The 23,240-nt window shown below is 58.4% G+C and carries 17 protein-coding genes; 4 read left to right on the forward strand and 13 right to left on the reverse strand.

Going from position 1 to position 23,240, the window contains the following annotated elements; all coding sequences use genetic code 11:
• Positions 1-170 precede the first annotated feature (170 nt).
• On the forward strand, positions 171-1,946 hold the full coding sequence (locus QBL02_RS03900; RefSeq protein ID WP_282725043.1) for a BspA family leucine-rich repeat surface protein: 1,776 nt from the start codon (positions 171-173) through the stop codon (positions 1,944-1,946).
• Between the two features lie 129 nt (positions 1,947-2,075).
• Here QBL02_RS03900 and QBL02_RS03905 read toward each other — a convergent pair whose 3' ends face one another.
• The 6 genes from QBL02_RS03905 to QBL02_RS03930 form a co-directional block, all read right to left on the reverse strand.
• The gene (locus QBL02_RS03905) at positions 2,076-2,867 is read right to left on the reverse strand and encodes a hypothetical protein (protein ID WP_282725044.1); all 792 of its coding nucleotides are present in this window, start codon (positions 2,865-2,867) and stop codon (positions 2,076-2,078) included.
• A gap of 85 nt (positions 2,868-2,952) precedes the next feature.
• Positions 2,953-3,774 (reverse strand): polysaccharide deacetylase family protein, encoded by an 822-nt coding sequence (locus tag QBL02_RS03910; protein WP_282725045.1) that lies wholly within the window; start codon positions 3,772-3,774, stop codon positions 2,953-2,955.
• Positions 3,775-3,939: 165 nt separating this feature from the next.
• Positions 3,940-4,704, reverse strand: a complete 765-nt coding sequence (locus QBL02_RS03915) for an amino acid ABC transporter ATP-binding protein (protein ID WP_282725046.1) — start codon at positions 4,702-4,704, stop codon at positions 3,940-3,942.
• Complete coding sequence (locus QBL02_RS03920; RefSeq protein WP_282725047.1) at positions 4,701-5,648, reverse strand: amino acid ABC transporter permease; 948 nt, start codon at positions 5,646-5,648, stop codon at positions 4,701-4,703. Before QBL02_RS03920 ends, QBL02_RS03915 begins: the two co-directional genes overlap by 4 nt.
• Positions 5,649-5,651: 3 nt before the next feature.
• Entirely contained in the window at positions 5,652-6,572 is a 921-nt protein-coding gene (locus QBL02_RS03925; protein ID WP_282725048.1) for a transporter substrate-binding domain-containing protein, read from the reverse strand.
• Positions 6,573-6,625: 53 nt separating this feature from the next.
• On the reverse strand, positions 6,626-8,308 hold the full coding sequence (locus QBL02_RS03930; RefSeq protein WP_282725049.1) for an amidohydrolase: 1,683 nt from the start codon (positions 8,306-8,308) through the stop codon (positions 6,626-6,628).
• 228 nt (positions 8,309-8,536) lie between these two features.
• Here QBL02_RS03930 and QBL02_RS03935 point away from each other — a divergent pair, with 228 nt between their 5' ends.
• Positions 8,537-9,529, forward strand: coding sequence for a LacI family DNA-binding transcriptional regulator (locus tag QBL02_RS03935; RefSeq protein ID WP_282725050.1), 993 nt, complete (start codon positions 8,537-8,539; stop codon positions 9,527-9,529).
• Positions 9,530-9,580: 51 nt separating this feature from the next.
• On the opposite strand, the gene QBL02_RS03940 is transcribed toward QBL02_RS03935, so the two are convergent.
• A complete protein-coding gene (locus QBL02_RS03940; protein ID WP_282725051.1) occupies positions 9,581-11,182 on the reverse strand; it encodes a sigma-70 family RNA polymerase sigma factor in 1,602 nt (533 codons plus the stop codon).
• Between the two features lie 280 nt (positions 11,183-11,462).
• Between QBL02_RS03940 and QBL02_RS03945 the strand changes: the two genes are divergently transcribed.
• Positions 11,463-14,618 carry a hypothetical protein gene (locus QBL02_RS03945; protein ID WP_282725052.1) on the forward strand — a complete coding sequence of 1,052 codons (3,156 nt, stop codon included), beginning with the start codon at positions 11,463-11,465 and terminating at the stop codon, positions 14,616-14,618.
• 131 nt (positions 14,619-14,749) lie between these two features.
• On the opposite strand, the gene QBL02_RS03950 is transcribed toward QBL02_RS03945, so the two are convergent.
• The 6 genes from QBL02_RS03950 to QBL02_RS03975 form a co-directional block, all read right to left on the reverse strand.
• On the reverse strand, positions 14,750-16,222 hold the full coding sequence (locus tag QBL02_RS03950) for an aldehyde dehydrogenase (RefSeq protein WP_282725053.1): 1,473 nt from the start codon (positions 16,220-16,222) through the stop codon (positions 14,750-14,752).
• The gene (locus QBL02_RS03955) at positions 16,219-17,391 is read right to left on the reverse strand and encodes an FAD-dependent oxidoreductase (RefSeq protein ID WP_282725054.1); all 1,173 of its coding nucleotides are present in this window, start codon (positions 17,389-17,391) and stop codon (positions 16,219-16,221) included. Before QBL02_RS03955 ends, QBL02_RS03950 begins: the two co-directional genes overlap by 4 nt.
• Positions 17,388-17,609, reverse strand: a complete 222-nt coding sequence (locus QBL02_RS03960; RefSeq protein ID WP_282725055.1) for a ferredoxin — start codon at positions 17,607-17,609, stop codon at positions 17,388-17,390. Before QBL02_RS03960 ends, QBL02_RS03955 begins: the two co-directional genes overlap by 4 nt.
• A gap of 5 nt (positions 17,610-17,614) precedes the next feature.
• Complete coding sequence (locus QBL02_RS03965) at positions 17,615-18,796, reverse strand: cytochrome P450 (protein ID WP_282725056.1); 1,182 nt, start codon at positions 18,794-18,796, stop codon at positions 17,615-17,617.
• An 88-nt stretch (positions 18,797-18,884) separates the two neighbouring features.
• Positions 18,885-20,273: a glutamine synthetase family protein gene (locus QBL02_RS03970; protein ID WP_282725057.1), complete on the reverse strand. Its 1,389-nt coding sequence runs from the start codon at positions 20,271-20,273 to the stop codon at positions 18,885-18,887.
• 114 nt (positions 20,274-20,387) lie between these two features.
• Positions 20,388-21,164, reverse strand: coding sequence for a type 1 glutamine amidotransferase (locus QBL02_RS03975; RefSeq protein ID WP_282725058.1), 777 nt, complete (start codon positions 21,162-21,164; stop codon positions 20,388-20,390).
• Positions 21,165-21,483: 319 nt separating this feature from the next.
• Between QBL02_RS03975 and QBL02_RS03980 the strand changes: the two genes are divergently transcribed.
• Positions 21,484-23,112 carry a sulfite reductase flavoprotein subunit alpha gene (locus QBL02_RS03980; RefSeq protein ID WP_282725059.1) on the forward strand — a complete coding sequence of 543 codons (1,629 nt, stop codon included), beginning with the start codon at positions 21,484-21,486 and terminating at the stop codon, positions 23,110-23,112.
• Positions 23,113-23,240 lie beyond the last annotated feature (128 nt).

The raw sequence follows: 23,240 nt of genomic DNA on the forward strand, positions 1-23,240 counted from the left end.
CGGCAGTTTTTGCGAGTGTGTTGAATGCTTCTTTGTTGCAACATTTGCCCGCTTTGAATTTCTTCCCGAGCAGGAGTAACTTCAGAACTAGGGCTTTTTTGGTCAGCTAGTTGGAAAAACAGTCCTGCGTGGCGGCCTCCCTGAACGTTGCATTACCCAGGAGGTTTTTCATGCGACTACTACCCACCATCCTTGGCGCAACGGTTGCTGCCGCTGCCGTACTCAGCTGCGGCACCATAGCAACCGCTGCCACCCCACCCGCGACGATCGCTCGCGCAGAATCGCCTACAGCTCTCGCCGCAGAAACCGGCACCTGGGGCACAGCGCCATGGAGCCTCGAAGACGGCATACTGACCGTCGAACCAGGCACGCTCGGAAGCCGCGGTTGGGAACCCCTCAAAAACGAAGTCACCCGCATTGTGTTCGCGGATCCAGCGAATACAAAACTGCCGGCACATGCGGCCGAAATGTTCGCGAAGGTGCCAAATCTCGTAGCGATTGAGGGCATCGAACAACTCGATACCTCCGCAGCAACCACCTTTAGCTCGATGTTCTGGGAATCACCAAAACTCACCTCCCTCGACCTCTCGGCTTGGAAGACCGGCAGCGTCAACAACCTCTACGCGATGTTTTGGAAGGCATCCGGCCTCACCTCGCTGAATCTTGCCGGCTGGGATACAAGCAATGTTGAGACCACCGCGTTTATGTTCCAGGGTGATTCCTCACTCACTGATCTCGATATCTCAGGTTGGGACCTTGGCAATGTGACCGATATGCAGGCAATGTTCCAAGACGTAAGCAGTCTGACAACTCTCGATGTGAGCGATTGGGATACCAGCAGCGTGGTGAACATGGAGGCACTCTTCCACAACGCACACTCACTCAAAGAACTTGATGTCACCGGCTGGAACACCTCAAAAGTTGAGATATTCAAAACCACGTTCTACGGCACCACCGCGCTCACCAAACTTGACCCCTCGGGTTTTGACACCTCAAGCGCGACAACCATGCATGGCACCTTCGCCTACGCCTCAGCCCTAACCGAGCTTGACCTCAGCGGCTGGAACACCGGCAAAGTAACAAACATGGAGCAACTCTTCTCTGACACCACCTCGCTGAATCTCGTAAAGACCGCCGGTTGGGACACCTCGCAGGTGACCACAATGGAATATCTCTTTACCCGTTCGGGTGCGTCCTCAGTGCAGGTCGCTGGCTGGAATGTCGAAAAGGTACAGACCCTCTTTGGCGCATTTGGCGAAATGGCGAACCTCACCGCCATCGATCTTTCGGGTTGGAACACCGAGAGCGTCACCGATATGGATTACTTCTTCTCCGAGACCCCGCTGCGCGCCATCACCATTAGCGATGAAACCACTATTCCTGACGGAGTTGACCTCTGGATTCCAAGCGCACTGATTGAACCGCTCGCCAATGGCAAGTGGGTCGAGATTGGTTCTGGCAGTATCGCGTTGCCGATCCGCACGAAGTGGGACGGCACCAATGAAGATTTCTACAACTTCACCGCCTCGCGCCTTGATGCCGGCACGTATGTTTGGCAAGAAACGATCATCGTGAATTACGAGGGCAACAATCCTCAGGTAAGCGGCAACACCGAGCGCTTGATTGGTGGCACTGGACGCCCCGTAACGATCGCCGAAAATGGTTTCACGGTCGACAAGGCCACCTTCACCGGCTGGAACACCGAAGCAGACGGCAGCGGCACTGCCTTCACTGCCGGCCAGGTTGAGAACCTTGCCGCTGGCGAGTACACGCTTTACGCCCAGTGGGATTCGGCAACGAAACCCGTAGATCCGACAAAACCCACCCCTAAACCCGGCACACTCACCAACACCGGTGCCGAGTCTGCTTGGGGCGTCGGCGTCGCCGGTGCGGCACTGCTCGCAATTGGCGCTCTGCTTGCGCTTCGCCGAAAGTCAAGCAAGTAAAGGTTCACGCCCGCTCACTGGCATAGAGCGTTGGATCGCCGGTCCACCCGGCTCATGACACGTGAAACCCCCGGGGATCTCCGGGGGTTTCACGTGTTTTTGTGGGGCAGGAGTACGCGCTGCACCGTACTAGGAGACCCCTTGCCCAAGACCCGAGGCCGCACTGAATTGCAGTGTCTGCGGTTCGCCGCAGCTGGTGTAATTCACGGTGAAATCGAGCCGAATGTCGGCCACTGTGCGCCAAATAAAGTCGGGGTGGCCCGGGTAGATGCCTGGGAAGAGAGCGGCGATCTGGTCGAATGGAGCCGGTTCTTCGCTTTCAAACGGCACTGGTGCGAAGGCGATCCCACGCTCTGTAATTGAGCCCAGACCCGGGTTCCAGGCGAGATGCTGCACCACCACAGCCGATTCTGGGCGTTCCACTTGCCCCTCAAGAGTTTCGGTTTCGGTGATGGTTCCAGCTACCGAAATCTCAGCGTTCAGTTCGGTCGCGGTGCCTAACCATTCTGGACTGAATCCAGCGATCACACCATCGGTCGAAGAAAAAGCGCTGGCGTAGCCGAAACGGTATGAGGCGAAACTCAGCTGCTGATCGGCTCCCGGGGCTGCAAGCAATTTCGCGACGCAGACCTCACCCGGATCGGTGGTCACGCCGGGTGTCTTCGTCTCGGTTTCAGCGCTCGCTGGTGCACAGTCTGCACTGCTTGCCGCTTGTGCCCCCGTGACCGGTCCAGCTAGCGAAATCCCGATCCCGGCGAGCGCGATAATGGCGAATATGCCGAGTGCTGACTTGCGGCGCCCAAGTAGGATCGCCCCTCCGACAATGAAAAGTGCTGACACTGCGATCAGTAGGTAGGTTGGCTCTGCTGCGCCACCGGTTGCCGCAAGTTCGCATGGCAAAGCTGTGTGTGATGTGCTCATCTGTTCCCCTTTATTCGCGCTTCACCCCTCCCCGGGTGAATGCGCAAAAAGAAACTAACAGAGCGGCTGTGGTTTCACGAAGTCGCTAGCGTCGATACACGTCGTTCAGGGTGACCGTTTGGATGCCGCGGGCGGCGAGCAGGTCGAGCAGCCACGGATACAGTTCGGTGACGGTTGGCGCATTGGCGTGTCCGAGCACAATGTGGGCGGGTTGCAACCACTTGTCTGCTTCTTGCATCATCACCTCTTGTGAGATGAGGCCAGAATCACCGAGTGACCCGTACCACATGACCGGCGCCGTGTAGCCGACGGCAGCCGCTGCCGCGTCGGTGCGCGCGTCTCGCTCACCGTATGGCGGCCGAAAGTATGGTCGTGCATCAACACCAAAAGTGTTCTGAATGAATTCGTGGTTGCGCATGAGATCGTCTTGAATCTCGGCATCGCTGCTGTCGAGCAGTGAGGCGTGACTGAAAGTGTGGTTTGCGATTTGCACCTGCCCAGAGGCGATCATTGGTGCGAGAGTGGCCGCTGCCGGCACCCACGAGTCGGCGTACATGCCGTTTATGAAGAAGGTCAGTCGGGTGCCGGTCTGCTGTGCGAAGTTTGCGTAGGCCTGCACCACCTCTGGGCTTGCACCGTCGTCAACGGTCCAAGCCATCTGATTGCCGACCTCATCTGGCAGGCCCCACAGCGGTTCGCCGGTGAGGTCGTACTGCGGCACGAACTGGGGCGGGGGCGGGGGTTCTGGCGTTGGCGTGGGGGTCGGGGTGGGTGTCGGCTTTGGCTTTGGCTTTGGCTTGGGAGGTGGAGGTGGCTCGGGACTTGCACATGACTGCAGGCCGAGTGCCGTTGCGACAATAGCCGTGCTGAGAAACAATCGTCGCTTCATAGTTCGAAGCATAATCATGATGAACAAGTGTGCAAAAGAAAAAACCCGTGATATTCAGGCATTTGGCGGTTTTACTAGACATCTGTTGCGCTGGATCGGCACCCTCGCACGACTCGCAAACCCCAGGGGCAATAACAAACGACCCCCGGTTTCCCGAGGGTCGTTTGTGTGTGCAAAGTGCGTTTAGATCACCTTAGACAGGAACGCCTTGGTGCGGCCGTGCTGCGGATTGCCAAGCACCTCGTCAGGAGTGCCCTGCTCCACCACAACACCACCGTCCATAAACGTCACAGTGTCGGCAACCTCACGCGCGAAGCCCATCTCGTGAGTAACAACGATCATGGTCATGCCAGTCTCAGCAAGTGACTTCATCACCTCAAGAACCTCACCGACCAGCTCCGGGTCGAGCGCGCTGGTTGGCTCGTCAAAGAGCATCAGATCTGGCTTCATCGCGAGCGCGCGGGCAATCGCGATGCGCTGCTGCTGGCCTCCGGAAAGTTCAGCCGGGTAAGCGCCAGCCTTATCGGCAAGGCCCACGCGCTCAAGCAGTTCGAGCGCAGTCTGTTTCGCCTGCGCCTTGCCCTCTTTTTTCACAAACATCGGAGAACACGTAATGTTCTCAAGCGATGTCATGTGCGGGAAAAGGTTGAAGCGCTGAAACACCATGCCGATGCTTTCGCGCTGCTTCGAAGCAGCCTTTGGATGCAGTTCATACAGCTTGTCGCCGTGCTCGCGGTAGCCAATAACTTCACCGTCGACCTCGATACGACCTGAGTCAATCGTTTCCAGGTGATTGATGCAACGCAAGAAGGTCGACTTGCCCGAACCCGATGGGCCAAGCAAGCAAGCGACTTCGCCGCGTTTAATGGTCATGTCGATGCCCTTGAGCACATGGTTGTCACCAAATGACTTGTGCACATCGAGTGCAGTGACCTTTACGTCGCTCATGAGCTGGCTCCTTCACTGGCGATAGCTGGCGTTTGCGTGCTCTTGCGGCGAGCGCGTTTGCGCTTGCTCGCGATCAGCGCGTTCTGCCCCTTCGAGAAGTGCTTCTCGAGTCGGCTCTGGCCGTACATCATGATCGAGGTGAACACGAGGTACCAGACGCAGGCAACCATCAGCAGCGGAATCGGGTTCAGCGTCGCCGATGAGATATCACGAGCGCGGGTATACAGATCGTAGTTGTACGGCACTGCGGTAACGAGCGAGGTGGTCTTCAGCATCGAGATGAGCTCGTTGCCCGTTGGCGGAATGATCACACGCATCGCTTGCGGAATGACAACCTTGCGCATACGTAGCCACCAGCTCATGCCGAGCGCATCAGCAGCTTCGCTCTGCCCCTTATCCACCGAGAGCAAACCAGCGCGAACGATCTCTGCCATGTAGGCCGCCTCATTCAGACCAAGACCGACCACAGCGATCCAGAAGACCGGAATGACATCAACAAGCTCAAGGGTGAACCAGGGCTCAGTGAATGGCAAACCAACATTGACCTGCTGGTAGATCGCCGTGAACAGTCCCCAGAACACCAACTGTACGTAGACAGGTGTGCCGCGGAAGAACCAGAGGAAGCCAAACGCGATGCCGCGCAGCACCGGGTTGGTGGTCTCTCGCATGATTGCGATGATGATGCCAACAACTACGGCGAGGATCATGGCGAGCACGGTAAGCGCAAGCGTGTTCGCTGCACCCATCATGACTCGTTCGTCAAAGAGGTACTGAGCGAACGAAGGCCAGTCGTACGCTTCACGCTGCGCAGCGTCGAGAATGAACGCGACGATGCCAATAATCAGCGCGACGGCAAAGAAGTTACGCCAGGGGTGACGCAGTGGCACCGCACGAATAGGCTTCGGCGGCGCCACATTGACCACCTGTGTGATCGGCTGGGTCACGAGTTAGTCCTTGTCGCCAGCGTTGATGGTGATTGCGTCGTAACGACCGGCTTCAACGCCCCAGAACTCAAGGATCTGATCGTAGGTGCCGTCGTCATGCATCGACTGCAGCGCAGCGGCAAAAGCCTCAGCGAGCTTGCCGTCGGTCTTCTTTGAGAATGGTGCGCCAGAAGGCATGTTCTCGTAGATTTCCGAACCGATGAGCTTGCCCTCGGAGTTTTTGATTGCGTAGCTCACTACCGGCGAATCGGCCACGAGCGCGTACGCGCGGCCGAGGTTCACCGCAGCAACCATTTCGTCGGTGGTGTCGTAGCCGAGGGTGTCGATCTTGCCGGCGCCTGCAGCGTCACACTTCTTCTGCACCTCTGGGATGTAGTAGAGCGGTGCTGATCCACCGTTTGCGACAGCGATCTTCTTGCCGCAAATATCGGTCTCTTCGGCAATGGTGTTCTTTGCAAGCGATGCGAACTGGTTGCCTGCCCAGATGTAGTCGACCACGTCGAAGTCCTTCTGTCGCTTCAGGGTGTCGTAGTAACCGGCGATACCGAGGTCGAACTTGCCAAGCTCAATATTTGGCACGATGTTCTCGAACTTTGCAATCTTCAGCTCAGGTTCAAGACCCATGCGGGTGATTGCTGCAGCGACCATATCGACCTCCCAGCCGATGGCATTGCCAGCCTCATCTTTGAACTCGTTTGGTGGGTAGGTTGCGTCGACACCAACGATCACGGTGCCGCGCTCTGCAATGTCAGCGGGCACGAGGGCCTGAGCGGCTTCGTTTACGCCGAGCTTCGAAAGATCGACAGCAGTGTTAGCCGTGTTGGTCTCTTCGTTGCTCTTGCTGGCGTCATCGCCTGCAGCCGAGCAACCTGCGGTGAACAGAATCGCGGCGACTGCCGCAATTCCTACCAGGCTCTTTTTCATGGTGGTCCCTTTCATAGGAGATATGTCTTGCGTATGCGTAAGTGGATGGAACGTTAGTCTTCGTTGTGGTGCACGAGCACGCCGTCTACATAGACGCGTGCAGCGCTGGTCTCGTGGATCGTGTCTGCTGAAGCCGTGAACGGGTCTCGATTTGCGATCACCACGTCGGCGAGCATGCCGAGCGCAATCGAACCGACCTCGTGAGCGCGACCGTTCGTCTCAATTCCACCCAGCGTGTAGGCCCGCAGGGCAACATCAAGCGGCAACCGCTCGCTCTCGAAGAACACCTGTTCGTTGTAGTCCGGGTGATCCACCGGCACTTGACGATTGACTGCAACGTGAATACCGAGCCACGGGTCAGCCGAGGTGACTGGCCAGTCGGATCCACCGCTCAAGTGCGCGCCGGCCGCGTGTAGCGACGCGAATGGGTACTGGTGAGCAATGCGTTCTTCACCGAGAAACGGTACGGTGAGGTCGATCATTTGCGGGTCGTAGCTTGCCCAGAGCGGCTGCATGTTGGCGTCAGCGTTGAGCGGGGCAAACCGCGGCACATCATCTGGTGAGATGACCTGAATGTGCGCGATGGTGTGCATCTGCGTCGATGCCTCACCGTTTGCTGTGCGAGCGGCTTCGATTGCGTCGAGGGATTCGCGCACACCGCGATCGCCGAGCGCGTGGAAGTGCACCTGGAAGCCCTGGCGGTCAAGCTCGGTGACGTACTCGCGCAGGCGCTCTGGATCAACAAATGAAATTCCTGAGTTATCGGTGACCCGGTGCGCGCAGCCGCCAGGAATCGCGTATGGCTCGAGATACGGCTCGATCATTGCCGCAGTCTGATTTTCGGCGACACCGTCTTGCATGATCTTGATGGTGTCGGCTCGGAAGCGACGGCCCGAGACCGCGTCACGGCGCTCGATGAAGGCACCAATCTGTTCCACACCCTGCGTGCGTTCCCACCAGAGTGCACCGTTCACTCGCGCAATCAATTCGCCACGGTCTTCGGCGTCGCGGTAGACGGTGTAGAACTCTGGGCTGTGGTTTCCGTACTGGCCGATCAGCGCGTCTTGCCAGCTGGTGATGCCGTAGCCGACAAGCTTGCGCTGGCCGACCAGGAATCCCTCGTACATTGCCTCGATCGTTGGCTGGGGTGCGTGCGACAGTGCGAGCATTCGTGCGCCCTCGTGCAGTGTGCCGGTGGGGTTACCGTCGGCGTCGCGTTCGATTCGGCCGTCTGAGGGGTCTGGGGTGTTTGCGTCGATTCCGCAGCGGCGAAGTGCTTCGCTGTTTACCCAGGCGCTATGGTGGTCGCGGTTTGAAAGGATGATGGGTCGATCGCTGCAAATGGCGTCAAGGTCGTCTTTCAACGGGGCCCCGCCGGGGAACGCAGCCTGCTGCCAGCCCGCACCGACGATCCATTCGACGTCGGGGTGGCTTGCAACGTATTCGCGAACGGTGGTGAGGTAGTCGTCGCGATCCCAGCCATCGGCGAGATTGCAACCGAGCATTTCCATGCCAGCCTCGATGGGGTGCACGTGTGAGTCGTTCATGCCCGGGTGTACCAGGCGACCAGCCGCGTCAATAACCTCGGTGCCTTCGGCAATTGCTGCCTGCACCTCTTCGCCGATAAGTACGATTCGCCCACCCTGAATTCCGATATCGCACGGTGCGGGGATATACTTTTCGCCATCGAAGACGGCACCGCCAATGATGGCAAGGTCGAGAGCTTGGCTCTGCATCAGACTCCTTTGTCGCCTCGATCATCGCGATGATGAACGAGCTACTTAATCGTTTAAGCTGTGTGATGTGAGAGTAAACGAAGCTGCGCCAGATTGTCAAACCGCGACCCAAAAAACCGCGAAAACTCTGGGCAATACGCCCGCAAGCGGCTCGCTATACTCGGTGCAAAGCGGCGAGCTGCAAAGCCGCTGCTCGCACACCTCGATCGACGACCGAACGGAGAAACCATGGCGGTAAAACTGCGCGACGTCGCCGAAGCAACCGGGCTCTCCACCGCAGCCGTCTCAATGGCACTCAACGGAAAACCCGGAGTCTCCGAAGAGACCAGAGCAACCGTACTGGCAGCCGCAGATCAGCTTGGCTACCGACCAAATCAGAGCGGCCGGGCATTGCGCCTCGCACGCACCGGCTCGATCGGAATCTACACACCGCGCAGCCTGCACGACTACTCGCTGTACTACGGCGAAATCACCAAGGGCGTTGTCACCGGCCTCGCCGATTCGGGCTACTCCCCCGTCATGCTGCCCTCAATAAGCGACTCTGGCGAACTGCGCGAATTTCCACCGGTCGATGGCTACATCCTGGTTGAACCCCACTCAGACGACCTCGGCGTGGCAGCAATACTCGACAGCGGCCTGGCAACAGTGAGCATTGACCCACCGCCCCCCGAGACCCCACAGCCCTGGGGCGTCGTAGAGTCCGACACCGCAAAAAGCACCGCAGCCTCGCTAGAACTGATGCGTGAACGCGGCAGCGAACGGCCAGGCGTGCTGATAGTCGAAACCGTCTCGCAATGGACGTCCGCCGTGCTCGAGCGTTACCGCGAATGGTGCGCTGAACAGCACATAGATCCGATCGTGCTGCACGTCGACCTAAGCGAAGGAAACGACAAGTTGCGCGACAACCTTGCCGAGATCATCGCTGGATCCGGCGGCGAATGCGACGGTCTCTTCATCTGCGGCGATAGCGTCGCCGTGCGCATCGCAGGCGTGCTTCGCACCCTCGGCCACGCGATCGGCGAAAGCATCAAGCTGGTTTCAGGGGTCGACAGCACGATCATGGAATATCACACGCCACCGATCACTTCGGTCGACATGAACCCGGTTCGCTTTGGCGAGCAGGCTGCCGAGATGATGCGAACGCTTCTTGAAGCGGGGGATCGCCCGGCCACACCACTCGGCACCGTGCTCGAGGCACCACTCGTCGTTCGGGCCACCTAAGACCCGAACGACAGGGCCGCCCACACGATCCCTGCAACTATGGCCTTCTGGCTAGGTGCAGGTCTCAATCGGTGGCACCGTTTCTGGCAACACAATCGTGTTCCACGGAGAACGGCGACCGTCGGAGGTGATCAACTGAATCTCGAGCTTGCTCTCGCGAATCTCACCGGGCAGCAGCCCAGGCCACTTTTCGAGAGGGGTGAGTGATTCGGTAAACCACCAGCCGCTGGCATCGGTGCCGGTGGTAACTCCTTGCGCCACAATCAGTTCAACCGGCGTGTGCGATGGCGGCTGAGTGATTCGCACTTTCAGCAGACCCTGCGCAGAGGCAGTGCCCGAGATGTTGATTGAGCCAGGCCCGTCGTGCTCAAAGTAGCAAAGGTAGTTTGGCTTCAACGTGTGGTCGTAGCCGTCGTCGGGGTCGGTGCCCGGCCCCGGTCCTGGTCCTGGCCCCGGCCCTGGCCCTGGCCCTGGCCCTGGCGGCACGACTATCGGCGCAACTGGGTTTGGCTTGGTAGCTTCTTCTGGCTGGTCGCTCGGCTCTGGAGCTTCGGCTTCTTTCACTACCGGCTCGTGTGGTTTCCGGGTTTGGGTGGCAGAATCCGTCGCAGTGTCGTCGCTATCGATGGCCTGCTCGATCCCGGTGCCTTGCTCGGTTTGCTCTGGCGCCGCGGTTTGCATCGAATAGGCGAAGGCTCCGGCCGCTGTGAGCGCGACCACACTGGTCGCGGCAATCGCACCCACCGGCGTTTTGAGCGCATTTCCAGCACGCTTGGCAAGGGTGATGCCCCCCTGTAATGCGGGTGTTGTTCCCCCAGAGAAGACACCAGCGGCGGCGGCAGCAGCACCGGGTGCGGCTGCCGAAAACGAGGCAGCAAACGCTGTCGTCGCACCGGGACCAACGATCAGCACCAGCACTGCAGCGACCATACGCTGGCGCACATTTGCGAGCTCTTCAGTGGCATTACGGCACGCAGCACACTCGTCAAGATGTGTCTGCACCTCAAGCCGCATACTGCGAGAGAGCTTGCCGTCTTGCATTTTGCGCAGGTTCTTCAGTGGTGTTTCACACTCAGGCGAGAAGAGCCGCTTCGAGAGATGAGCGTCAAGCCAGGCCGTGCGAAGACCCTCGCGGGCGCGGGCGGCGAGTTTTGATACACCGTTTGCCGATGTACCCATGAGGGTTGCAACCTTGCGCGGTGGCATCTGCTCAACTTCGGTGTACCAGAGCACAGTCTGCCAGCGGTCTTCGAGCCGCGAAAACGCCTGCACCGCGGTGTCTTCGTCAAGCGTTTGGTCGTCCCACGGCCACGGTGTCTCTAGGTCGGGCACCGATTCGAGTGGCTCGTTTGAAGATTTGCTCAGCGGATCGCGTTCGGCAAGCCAGTCAGCTGCCAGCGCGCGCTGCACCTGGTAGAGATACGGCCGAAAGGCGCCGGTCGGCCCCTTGCCTGCCTTCAGCGCTCGAAAAATCTTCAAGAAAGCTTCGGCAGTGAGATCCTGCGGGTCAAGTGAAGGCGCGAGACTCTTGGCAGCTGTGTGGCCTGCCCCGGAGTGCCGTCGCCACAACTCGCCATAGGCATCTGGATGATCTTCGCGGCTTGCCTGAAGCAGCTCACTGTCAGACGCATGGCGCACCTGTAAATGGGTCATAGAGTCCTCCCCAACTCCTGCCCAGCAGCTCGCGTAGACCGCGCGCCAGTAAGACGACTTCCCCAAGTCGTCTAATCCCCAACTCCCAGTATGGGCGGGAAACGCAAATTACGCACATCAATTCATAAATCTTTGAGGATTTCTCAAAAGCCGCGTCACGATTTCGACATTTTCACCGTGTTAGTAAGTGGGCCCGATTTCTGAGTTTCAGAATCCCCTATTCCCAGCGCAGGAATCGGGCCTCTTTAACGGGTGAAGAAAGCTTCGAGGGAGACCCATCGTGAAGATGAATATGCGTAGGGATGCGCAGCAAACATTTTCGGCGTCACAGCGCCGACAACACTTATTAGAAAATTCGGCCGCTTCGGCCGAGACCCCAGTACGTCGCAGCGGCCTCGCCAAGCGAGTACTCGCAGCCGTAGCGACGATTGCGATGAGCATTGGGTTGGTCAGCGTTACCGGCGCAGCCGCACACGCAGACACCGCAGGCATCGAAATCGCTGTACTGCACAACGGCTCGGTCGTCAGCGGCGCAGAGGTGCGCCCAGGCGACAAGCTCACCGTGCGCGTACAGTACGACGCCGCGCAAGAAATCGCGGGCAAACAAATCACGTTCACGCTGCCAAAACACGTCACTGTGTCAGGAAGCCTGCCCACAAATGATGCGATCGAATCAGCGGTGCAGAACGACGATGGCACCTTCACCGTCACCTTCAAAAACCCGATTCCTGAGCTCATCACCGAGGGCGCATTTGCGATTCAGCTGGTGGCCGGCGAGGTAGACGGTCCAACGCTGACTCCAATCACCTGGAAAATCGGTGACGACGAGGGTGGCGTCATGATCATCATCGCCGACGATGTCACCCCACCAGAGGTGATCGCCGACGGATACAGCAAGTCAGCTCAGCCAGGAAACCTTGACGGTTTTGTCACAACAAGCGGCTCACCTGACTACGCTTTCACCGGGCTCAAGCCCGAAATCGCTGACCAGCTCATCACTTACACCCTGGTAATGACTTCGGCTGACAAGCGCGAAAGCTACTCGATCGCAGATGCACTCTCAGCTGAAATGGGCTACGTAACTGAGTCTTTCGCCGCAGAGCTCACCACAATCGAGGGCACCACACCCTTCGCGTTCGAGCCAAACGTTACCGGCAACACCTTCGCCGGCACAGTTGACGTGCCAGCACAGTCGACCCTTCGCATCACCTACCAGGCAAAGGTCACCGATGTGGCTGCGCTCGAAGCAAAGCTCAAAGAGCAGTGGCAGAAGCGCAACGACGCACCCGGCAACTACGAGGTGCTGCTGCCAAACCTTGCAGTGTTTGGTGACGAGCATGAGCGCACCGCAAACGTGCGAGTACGCGGAAACATTCCAGGCGTCGGCGTCGGCAACAACTTCGCAAAGAGCGGCAACTGGACACTGCGCAGCGTCGTCGCTGACAAATCGGGTGCACTGCAACCGCCAGCCGAGATGACTTACACTCTGCGCGCAGATCTCACCCCTTGGGATGCCCGCAACGCCAATTTCACGCTCACCCAGAACGTGGTCATTCGAGACACCCTGCTCGATCAGGCCTCATGGCAGAGCGGCGCAGACTTCATCACCATCAGTGGCGATGCACCGTTTGCTTCACTCACCGAGGCGAAGGGCTTCACCGGCACTGTTAGCGAGTTCGCCGCAAGCGAGTACGTTGGCCACTACGCCCTCAACGGCCAGACCCTTCTAGTTAATGTCGGCGACGACAACACCACCAAGATCGATATCAAGGTAAAAGCACAGCTCAATACTGTTGCTGGCCTCACGGCAAACACCGACACAACAGTCGTCGGTGGCACAAAGTACCCTTGGCCAAACCGGGCTGAGTTCCACTACCGCGCTGGCGATCCAACGACTCGTGACCACAATGCCGATGTCATCGTGCTGCCAAACGACTACACCGAGGGTGTGAATGATTCGGCAACCTTCAACAAGTCAGCACTGAGCCCAGAGGTGCGAGTTGCGCCGGGCGAAAGCGCCAAGGTGCCATACCGTTTCGAAATCAACACCGAAAACCCACAGGTTGATCCGCTCAAGAGCAGCATCGTCGATGATCTCAACACCGAAATCTTCGATGTCTCTGACCTCGATTCGATTCCGGTATCCGGTTCGTACGGCGGCCAGCCGCTGAACCGGAGCCACTTTGCACTGAGCATGAACGCCGACGGCAAGCTTGTCATCGAGCTCAGCAAGGCCGGAAAAGACCTGGTGAAAGATCTGCCAAAGAAGCAGAAGTGGATCATCGACATTGAGTTCACAACCGTTCCTTTCACTGGCAAACAGACCTTCGAAATCTACAACCGGGCAACACTGCACAGCACAGACGCCGATTGGGACTACTGGAGCGATGACGATTCTGAGGCCACCTCTTACGGAGACGAAGCCGAACTGCGCAAACGACTGTTCAACGAGTCGACCGGCGAGTGGACTGCAGCGCTGAACGCAACCATCGAAGATGGCAAATTCGTAAATGAGCGATTTGTCTACTCGATTGAACTGATCCCACGTGGCGAATACGGTCGCGCATTCCCAGTGAGCGTTTTTACCCGTGAAGATGTGCTGCCAGCTTCGACCGAGTTTCTCGGCTTCGTTGGGCTCGATCAGAATGGCGTGCCAGATCTGAATAGCCTGAGTAGCGATGCGGTCGACATGAAGGGCAACATCGTCGCAAGCTACGCAGACGGCGTGGTCACCATTCAGCAGGCAGACGGCACCTCCCTGGATTCAAACCAGGGCCGAATCGTGACCTACTTCGCGGTGAGCGCGAACGACGCTTCGGCTCCGATCGTGAATACGATTGCCGGCTCAGACGCTGTCATCACCCCGGTCGGCGACCCAAGCATTGACATTGAAAAATGGAACGACGAGGGCGAAACTCCCGAGTACGACGCTAGCGGCGCAATCACCAACGACGGCTTCAAGGGCGACTTTGATGCGGCACCTGGCAAGAAGCTCGATGCCGGAAAGAAGCAAGAACTGAACTTCACGGTCTCGAACGATGGCCGCGAAGACCTCATCAATGTGGTCGTGAGCGACAAACTCGTCGACGGCAAGGGCGAGATCGAAGATCTTGTATGCACCTTCCCTGACGACTCAACCGGCACCGAATGGGCAGGCCCATTTGTGATCGGCGAGCAGTTCTCGTGCACCGGCACCCTGCCAGCACTCGCAGCTGGCCAGAAACACAGTGACCGCGCCACAGTGACAGCCGTTGGCGTGCACACCGGCATCGAGGTCGACGACCAGGACGACTGGCACGGCTTCACCGAAGCAGCACCAGCTGGTCTCGTCAACACTGGCGCGAGCGTGCCGTGGCTGCTCGGCGGTGTAGCGACACTGCTCGTTGCCGCTGGATCAGCTGCCCTGATCGCACGCCGACGCCAGCACCTGGCGTAGTCCTGCGTCACTAAACTCTCTGGCCCCAAACCAGAGAAGGGGCACTGGCCGCTTCCCAGCTGCCAGTGCCCCACCCCCGACCGCGTGTGTTCCGAACCCCCAACTATTCGGAACACACGCGGTTCTTGCGTTTACAAGGCGAAATTCCCCTTATCAACGCCAACCACCCGGTCCCCCGTGAAGAAACGCACACCGTGCTGCAGGCCGTGCCCGCCGATACCGCTGCTGCCCCAGAAGGTCTGCTGCGAACCGTCGGCGAGGTCAGACATGAAGGTGCCGTTGATACGAACTTCACCGGCCCGAACCCGACTCGCAAGAGTCATCGCAGCCTCGGTGTCGGCACTGAAAACGAAGGCGTCCAGACCGCCGCTTGGTGCGTTTGCCTGTTGCAGAGCAACTTCTTCGTCACTGTAGGAGTGCATGGTCAGAAGCGGCCCAAACAATTCGGTAGTTGCCTCTTCAGCTGCAACTCCAACCACAACTCCCGGGTTCAAGAACCAGCCGCCAAGCGTCGGCAGCTCTTCAGCGCCCAAGAGTCGGCCACCCAATTGCTGCAACCTTGCAACTTCATCGCGTAGCGCGTCCCGATGGCGTTCGAACGCGAGCGGCCCGAGCTGGGTCTCTTCATCGAGTGAATCACCGATGCGCAGGCTCGCAAATTCGAGCCTGATCGCCTCGGCCAGATCGTCGTGCAGACTTTCATGCACCAGAATCTTTCCGGGTGCTTCACACCACTGCCCGTTAATGCGGGTGGTGCCCTGCACAAGTGAGGCCGCAGTGTGGGCCACATCTGCATCGGCACGAACGATGGCCGGATTATTTGAGCCGAGTTCCATCTGCATCACGGCGAGCGCAGAAGCAGCGCTCATCGCGACAGAACGCCCGGTTTCAACACCACCAGTAAAGACCAATGAGGCGATTCTGCGGTCACCCGTGAGCAGAGTGCCGATCGAAGATCCGCCCTGAATCAGTTGGAAATAGCCGCGTGGCATTCCGTGCGATTCGATTGCGGAAACCAGCATCTCTGAAATGAGCTGCACACCGCTTGGGGTGTTCTCTGAGGGTTTCAGCAACACCGGGCAACCAGCGAGCAGTGCGGCAGCGACCTTGCCAGAAGAAGTAAACGAGGGCACGTTCCAAGGCGCAATAATGACAGCTGGACCGAGTGGTCTGCGCAGCAGTTTCACCGGGTGTTCTGCGGTGCCCAAATCGACTGACTCGCCAAGGTCAAGTGCTTCCTGGATCGCCGAACGCACCCGGTCACCGAGCGACGAGGCAACGATACGCGCAGTACGAATCGGGCAGCCCGTATTGATCGAGTCTTGCAGAGCGATCTCATCTTGTCTGCGATCAAGGGTGTTCGCAAAATCGCGAAGCATTGCCGCTCGCGCTGCGAGTGGGAACTCCCTGATCGCGCCCGTCTGATCGAAGCGATGAGCTGCAGCGAGCGCACGTTCGATGTCTTCGGGCGAAGTGGTCAGCTTCTGCTGACGTACCTCACCTGTATTGGGATCGCACAGCGGACGCCCGCTGTCTTGAATCTCAACCCAAGCCCCGTCAATGTATGAACGCTGACGCACAATTGGCGGTGAATTCCGGGTCATGGTGTTCCTTTCTCTCTCGCCATACGCAACATTGCGATCTTGGGCTGAGCGTTCACGCCGATCCAGCCTTCGCTACCGTCGCTACCGGTCACCCGATAGACGATTGCGCCGCGGGCCGGATTTTCAAATTCAACTTCAATGGCACCGTCTCGATGGAGCGAGCCGAGCACCTGTACTTTGCGACCGGCAACGTCTGTCCAGAAGTAGGAGATTTCTGGTTCAAGCATTGGCCGTGACATCAAGAGATCGGCAAGACGTGAACCGTGTTCCGCAGCTGCGGTCCAGCTTTCGGTCCGTACGCGTTCCCCCGAGGGCAACTGTCTCGTCACCACATCGCCAATGCCATAGATGCCCTCCACCGCACCGGCTTCAGTGATCACATTGCCGTAGGCATTGCAGAGCAACTGACCCTCGGTGAGCAAACCGCTCTCGCTCAACCATTCGGTGATCGGGCGAGCACCGACCGCACTCACGAGAGCATCGAAAGCGAGCACGCTCCCGTCACCGAGTACCACCGTCCAATCGCCGGGGGATCCAGCGATGCGCTGAATATCTACGCCCCAGCGACAATCGATACCCACGGCTTGCAGCCAGGAGGTGACGTCAGCAGCGAGGTGACCGACAAGCAGCCGCTCAAGCGGGCGGTCTGCTTTGTCCATCAACACTACTTCTGCACCATTTTGTCGAAGCGATGTAGCAAGCTCTGCACCAATGGCACCCGCACCGATGATGCCGACGCGGCAACCAGATTGCGCAGCCGAGCGGATCTTGGCAGAGTCATCTGCGGTGCGCAGACGCAGCACCCCGTCTGGCTCAATTGGCAACCGAATCGGTGTTGCGCCGGTGGCGATTACCAGGGTGTCATAGCGAACAAATTGTGTCTCGCTGGCGCCATTGGCCCGCAACTCAAGACGCTTTTCACTCGTCTGCAACGAGACAGCCTCGGCCGCCATCACCGGTGTATTTGCATCCCACTCGACAGTAATGTCGGTATCCTCTGGCCGCGTCAGATACAGCTTCGACAGTGGTGGGCGTTCGTAGGGCATCCGCGGATCGCGGTCTACGACAAGAATGTCGCCGCCGTGGCCGAGTTCGCGGAGTCTGGCGACAAGCGCCTCAGCCGCAACTGAGGCGCCCACCACCACGAGTTCGCAGTGGTCCGGGATCACGGTGCCCCCTCTACCCCATCGCCGTCGCGAATGATGATGGCGCGCTCTGGGCAATTCTTAATTGCCTTCCGCACGTTTTCGTTGTCGACGAGGCCTTCTGCTCCGGGTAGCACGTAGCTGTAGCCCTCGTCGTCGATACCGAATGCTTCTGGCGCGAATGCCCAGCAACGGGCATGCCCCTGGCATCGACTGAGATCAATAGCGAGTTCCTTTGCCATGCCGATCACTCCTTTCCGATGCGAACAGTGAGTGGACCGACACCGTGCCAAACCTCGCCACCGTGCGACTCAAACGACGGCACCTTGGCGAGGAATTCCTGCAAACCAATCACGAGTTCCTTGCGAGCGAGGTTCGAGCCGAGGCAGCGGTGCACGCCACCACCGAAGGCGAGGTGGCGGTTGTCTTCGCGATCGATCTTGATCTCATGTGGATCTTCAAAGATTTCTGGGTCGCGGTTGCCTGCGCCGAATACCAGCACAACCCGCTCGCCTTCTTTGATCTCCTGGCCCTGCACCACTGTGTCTCGCGTGCAGCGACGTGCCATGGCCTGCACTGGCGACATTGTGCGCAAGAATTCTTCAACGGCCGCAGGAACCTCATCCGGGTTCTCGCGCAACTGCTGCTGTGCCTTTGGATTCTTGGCGAGGTACCAGAGAGAGGCGCGCAGTCCCCATGCAGTGGTGTCGAGACCGGCAACAAAAAGCAGGTAGCTGTAAGACACCATTTCTTCGAGGGTGAGTTCGCGTCCATCGATCTTGGAGTTGATGATCTTGTCCATCAGATCGTTGTATTCGCCGCCCTCAGCCTTACGAGCCGTGATCATTTCTTCGAAGTACTTGATCACTGCATCACTGGCTGCACGGGCCACCTCTGGGTGCTCTGTGCGTTCGTAAAGGATGTCATCCACCCACTGGTCAAATTTGGGCCAGTCTGCCTCCGGGTACCCGCAAAGGCGACTGAAAATGATCGTTGGCATTGGGCGCGCGTACAGCTTCGAAAGGTCGGCAATGCCGCCGTTCTTCTCTGCTTCTGCGAGCACCTCGTCGGCAAGTTCGCGCGCTGTGTCGACCATGCCCGGTTCAAGCTTGGCGATGTTCATCGGGGTGAACAGTGGCAGCAAGATCTTGCGGTATGCGGTGTGCTCTGGCGGATCAAGGTCGATCGGCACCATTGGAAAATCGATGCCCAGGTCTGGCAGCAGCATGGTCGGGGTGACCGAGAAGGTCTCTGGGTCTTGCTCGGCAGCAAAAATGTCTTCGCTCTTCGCCAAGAAAGTGAATCCGCCGTACTTGTTACTGCGACCAACCGGGCATTCGTTCACCATCACTTCGTAGTCTTCGAAGATGTCGTCGAGGTGATCCCCGTGGTAACTAAATTCGTTCAGGTCTTCTTTGGTTTTCGCCATTGATCCATTCCTTTTCTTCGTTTCCGGTTGTGCGCTTTGCCGTGTAGCTGCGGGCACTGTTCCGGCTAATGATTTGCGAGAGCGGGATTTACATACGCTCGAGATAGCGCTCGACGTCCCACTGGGTCACGGCGATACGCGCCTGGTGAGCTTCCCAACGGCGCATCTGCGCGTAGTGCTCGACGAAGTCTTCACCGAAGTACTTCTTTGCCATCTCGCTCTTGGCAAATAGGTCTACCGCCTTGTCGAGAGTGTTTGGCAGGCGGCGAGACTCATCGCAATCGAGTTCGTAAGCGTTGCCAATGATCGCGGTGCCTGGGTCACTCTTCTTTTGAATGCCCTCAAGCCCACTCGCGATGGTCGCTGCGAGCACCAGGTACGGGTTGGCATCGGCTCCAGCGATGCGGTTCTCGACCCGAGCTGCAGGCCCGCTTGAGGGAATGGAACGCACCGCAACGGTGCGGTTGTCGACACCCCACGAGGTGTTCGAACCAGCGAACTGACCGCCCTCAACGCGCTTGAACGCGTTTGGTGTGGGCAGGTACAGGGCAGTCAGCTCGTGGGCATGGTCGAGAACGCCGGCCATGAAGTTCATGCCGAGTTCGCTAAGTGCGTGTGGATCTTCCGGGTTCGCGAAGTAGGCCTCGCTCCGGTCGAGCGCGTGCATGCTCATGTGCACATGGCCCGAGTTTCCAGCGTCTTCGGTCTTGATCTTTGCCATGAACGAAGCGGTGTAGCCGTGCTCAGCCGCAACTTCCTTGACCGTGTTCTTCAGCAGCAATGCACTATCGGCTGCGGCGAGCGCATCACCGTAGTGAATATTGACCTCGAATTGACCGGGGCCATATTCGCTGTTGCTGGCTTCAATGAACACGCCGATCTCGGCGAGGCGGTCACGAATGTCGCCAATCAACCAGTCGGTTCCGCTGTCGCGGCAAATGCTGTAAGCGTAGACACCCTCGTTGATCGGTACCAGGTCGCGGTAGCCGTTGCGAGCGAGTTCGCGTGGGCTGCCCTCGAAAAGATAGAACTCAAACTCGTATGCGCACAGTGGCCGGTAGCCGGCATCTTCGGCGCGCTGCACCATGCGGCGCAGAATCTCACGGGGAGCCAATTCGATTGGGTCACCGTCGAGGCTGAATGCGTCACAAATCACAGCTGCGACACCCGGTTCACCTGGCACGACATGCAAGGTAGTCAGGTCGGGCACGAGTGCCATATCCGGAAAACCGGTGTGCGGTCCGGTGTGCTTCAGGCCGAGAATTGGCTCGCCCTGCACATCCCAACCGAAGAGCAGATCACTAAAGTGGCTGCCTTCTGTGGCAACGGTCTTCAGGAAGAACTCGGCCATGATGCGCTTGCCGCGCCAGATGCCTTCCATGTCGGGTGCGCCGACCTTCACGACCTTGATCCCGTTCTCTTCGAAATAGGTCCTGAGGTCGGTTGAAGGGTCGTACCCACGAACTCCATTGTTCATCAGAGGTGTTGCCTTTCTTGTGGCGGTAGATGTAGGGACTACGGTATTGATACGCGCAAAGAGCGATATGTGCACTTCGTACACAGCTCGGCGGCGAGAGGTGCGTCGAGCACCTTAGGGCTTGTTTGTTGCGTCTGGATCGCCCAGCCCTGCGGCGTCGCGAACGACGTGGAAAAAGTTTTGCGCGAGGCGTTTACACTCGATCTCAACGAGCTGATCGATCCGCCTGAATTCTGCGGCAGTGGCGGCAAATTCTTCTTCGAAATTCGCGCGTTCTTTGCAGATCGCCGGGCCCCAGTCTTCGTATTCTTGCGGGCCAATCTCAGGGTGAAACTGTACGCCCCAGGCCGAACCAATCCGATAGGCCTGGTGGGGGTAGCGTTCGCCGGTGGCTAGCAGAGTGGCACCGGCTGGCAATCTGGTGATCGCGTCATTGTGCATGGCGCCGGTGTAGAACACTTCGGAGATTCCGTTCAGGAGCGGATCGTCTGCGGCGGCCTCCTCAAGCTCCAGCCTGACCACTCCCGTTTCAAGGCCGTCTGCGCCAAGTTGCACCTCTCCGCCAAGCGCCGAGGCGAGTAATTGCGCGCCCAGACAAATGCCGAGGGTTGGCAGTTCGCGATCCTGCGCCTCTCGTAGCCGCTCTCGTAAGTCTTCAAGCCAGGGGTATTGCGCTGTATCGCCGTCGCCCATATCACCACCAAGAACAATAAGCCCGTCGAAGCCTTCGAGCGTCTCAGGTACCTCGCTTGCGGTGTCGGCGTTGCGCACATCAAGTTCGATTCCTGCAGCTTCAGACCAGCTCGAAAATCGCGCTGGTCCACATTCGCGATCTGGCTGCAGCACGAGCACTCGCGGCCGCCCTGGCGAGGTTACTGAAGAGTGGTTCAACTTGCGTCCTTCCTTGGTCAACCGGGGTCTCATTGTGAGTCGCGGTTGAGGTAATCATCCGTGCGCAAGAAGATCGGTGCATCCTTGCGCCAAGCACCAGCATGGCAGCTCGGTGCGCTCACATCACAACAGATTCGCTGAAGCATCAATGTGTGCATTTTGTACACCTTCACGGATCGTTGCGTACCGTTTGCACGCGTCTTCCGCGCGGCTTTCCCCGAGAGTGGGAAGCACCTCGGCCCGCTGACGTTCCGATCCCCCGAATCGTCGTCACGCTTTTTGGCCGCACTACGACACCGTGCACGAACGATAGGGAAAGATGAACTCGCTATCTCAGGCTGATCTCACGATCCTTTACGGCAGCCAAACCGGAAATGCGGAGTTCCTCGCATACAACATCTCAGAGGCGGCAGGCAAGAACGGATTGCAATCGGAGCTGCTCTCGCTCGAAGATGCTCTCCAAGAGGGCAATCTGTTCTGGCAACGCCTGCTGATTGTGACCTCAACACATGACGACGGCCACATGCCAGACAACGCAGAAAGCTTTTGGACCTGGTTGCAGAGCTGCGATGACGGCCAGTACCAGGGCCTGCCCTACACCGTGCTCGCCATTGGCGACTCGATGTATGACGACTTCTGCAAGGCCGGCAATGACTTTTTTGCCCGATTCGGTGAGCTGGGCGCCGTGCCCTGGATCGAGCATGTTGAGTGCGATGTCGATTACGACCTCACTTCGACCTCCTGGATCAAAAAGATGCTCGCCGCAGCGGCAGAAGTTGCTCCCTGGCAGCCTGAACAGGTGACTGCTGTTGATACCGAGTCGGCGAAGCAGTTCAGCACTACGCCCGAGCCGTGGCACCGCGCAAAAGTCTCTGCCGTACATTGCCTCACTGAAGCAGACTCCGAAAAACGGGTCCTGCACTACGAACTTGAGCTGCCAAGTGATTTCGAATATGAACCGGGTGACTCGCTTGATCTGGCACCGTACAATTCGAAGGTTCTCGTTGATGAGTGGCTTCGCGCTTTTCCTGACAGCAGCACGGTAACGCTCGACGGCGAGGAGGTTGCAGTCGCAACTGCGCTACGCGAACGTCTTGAAATTCGGCTGCCCCACCTCGGCCTCGTCAATTCACTGCTGGCGCAGATTGCTTCCTCAGAGGCCGCCGATCGTATCCGCGATCTGCTTGATTCAGGTGATCGCCAATCAATTGATGCCTGGCTCTGGGGTCGAGATGTGCTCAACGTTGTCACAGAGCTTGGCTTTGCCGGCGGCGATTTGCAAACAATCGTTGATCTACTTCGTCCCATTCAAGACCGCTCGTATTCGATTTCATCAACTCCAGCTCTTGACCCGAGCAAGCTGACCCTCACGGTCTCTGCAATTTCCTACGACGCAGACGGGCGCGAGCATCTTGGCACCGGCACATCACACCTCGAGGCAAGCGTCGGAGACGAAATCTCGGTTCGGCGAGCACGATCACATGGCTTCGGTTTGCCAGAAGATGATGCCCCCGTCATTATGATCGGACCAGGAGTTGGCGTTGCGCCGTTCCGTGGATTCTTGCAAGAGATCGAATCGCGCGGCAACAATAATGATGCCTGGCTATTTTTCGGTGATCAGCGTCGTTCGTGTGATTGGTTGTACCGAAACGAAATGCAGAGCTGGCTCGACTCAGGCACTCTCAACAAACTCAATCTCGCCTTTTCACGCGACCAGGCAGAAAAGCACTATGTGCAACACGAGATTCGAGCCGAGGCCTCGCTCGTGCGTGATTGGGTACAGCGTGGGGCGCACATCTACATCTGTGGAGATAAAAACCGGATGGCGCACGATGTCGAGCAGTCTCTGATCGAAGTGCTTGCCAACTCACCCGACGATCTGGCTTCTGGAGCATCCGCACTAGAGGACCTGCGCACGGCTGGCCGATATGCGAAAGACGTGTACTAACACCGGCCACTAGTATGAAACAACCGACCAGCTGAACCGTGCTGGTCACAGAATCGGCCAGCACGGATCTTGCACCGCGGGTGGCACCGATGAGATGCACACCGCCTACGACTCAACGATGAGGAAGA

The sequence above is a fragment of the Leucobacter sp. UT-8R-CII-1-4 genome (assembly GCF_030010235.1).
Taxonomy (GTDB): domain Bacteria; phylum Actinomycetota; class Actinomycetes; order Actinomycetales; family Microbacteriaceae; genus Leucobacter.